The 1447-nt window shown below is 64.9% G+C and carries 1 protein-coding gene and 1 pseudogene; both read left to right on the forward strand.

Features of this window, described 5'->3' with window-relative positions; all coding sequences use genetic code 11:
• Positions 1 to 495 (forward strand): annotated as a pseudogene (locus tag A2J01_RS14085) (serine hydroxymethyltransferase); the annotation flags it as partial.
• 152 nt (positions 496 to 647) lie between these two features.
• A partial coding sequence (locus tag A2J01_RS14090; RefSeq protein WP_197494222.1) for an amidase occupies positions 648 to 1447 on the forward strand: 800 nt, incomplete at its 3' end.

The raw sequence follows: 1447 nt of genomic DNA on the forward strand, positions 1-1447 counted from the left end.
GCCATCGCGGCCAAGGCAGTCACCTTCAAGATCGCTGCCGGTGAAGAGTTCAAGGATCGTCAGGCACGCACCCTTTCCGGTGCGCGCATCCTTGCCGAGCGTCTGGGCAACAAGGACGTCGCAGACCAGGGCATCAGCGTCCTGACCGGCGGCACTGACGTCCACCTCGTGCTCGTGGACCTGCGTAACTCGCAGCTCGACGGCCAGCAGGGTGAGGACCTTCTGCACGAAATCGGCATCACGGTCAACCGCAACGCTGTTCCGTTCGATCCCCGCCCGCCGATGACCACCTCCGGTCTGCGTATCGGTACCGCAGCGTTGGCCACTCGCGGATTCGGCGATGCCGAGTTCACCGAGGTCGCCGACATCATCGGTACCGCTCTGGCCGGCAACGCGGATCTGCCGGCGCTGCGTGCGCGCGTCGCCAAGCTCGCTCTCGACCTTCCGCTGTACGACGGTCTCGAGAACTGGGGCCTGCTCAGCAAGAACGTCTAGGAATTCCTTCACCGACGGCCCGGTCCCTTTTTAGGGGCCGGGCCGCTGGTTTTTTGCCAGTCGCGGATTGTGGCATCAGTCACATGACCGATGGTGGCTGAGTTCGGTGCTTCCTAGCCTGAGAGCATCACCCCTCCGGCGAAGGAAACCCCATGACCGAACAGAATCTGCATTGGCTCTCCGCTACCGAGATGGCGGCGTCGGTCGCGTCGAACAATCTCTCGCCCAACGAGATTGCCGAAGCGATGATCCAGCGCGTCGACGCCGTCAATCCGTCGATCAACGCGATAGTGCAGTTCGATCGCGAGCAGGTGACGCGCGATGCGGCCGAACTCTCACGGCAACAGGAAGCGGGCGAGAAGCTCGGCCCGCTGCACGGCGTTCCGTTCACGATCAAAGATCTGACGGCAGTCGACGGGCTGCCGACCACGTTCGGGATGAAGCCGATGGCCGACAACATCGCGACGGGAAATGCCGTCGTCGTGGACAGGCTGCGAGGCGCCGGCGGACTGTTCCTGGGAAAGACGAACACTCCCGAAAGTGGTTACTACGGTGGCACGGACAACCACCTGTACGGGCCGACGCACAACCCGTGGAAGCTCGGCAACAGCGCGGGCGGGTCCAGTGGCGGTGCGTCGGCTGCCGTGGCTGCAGGCCTCGGGCCACTCGCCGAGGGCAGTGACGGCGCGGGATCGGTGCGTATCCCGTCGGCGCTCTGCGGGGTCGTCGGGTTGAAGCCGACCACCGGCGTCATCCCGCAGACCATCCTGGCCGGGCGCTTCTACAACTGGGCGTATCACGGTCCGATCACCCGGACTGTTGCCGACAACGCGCTGATGCTCGACATCATGGCCGGGCCGGACAATGCGGACCCGCTCTCGATCGAGCGTGCCGAGACCTCGTACGTCGAAGCCTCGAAGGGCGACGTGAAGGGCCTTCGCGTGGCGTGGTC

The organism is Rhodococcus sp. EPR-134, from assembly GCF_001647205.1.
GTDB lineage: Bacteria > Actinomycetota > Actinomycetes > Mycobacteriales > Mycobacteriaceae > Rhodococcus_F > Rhodococcus_F qingshengii.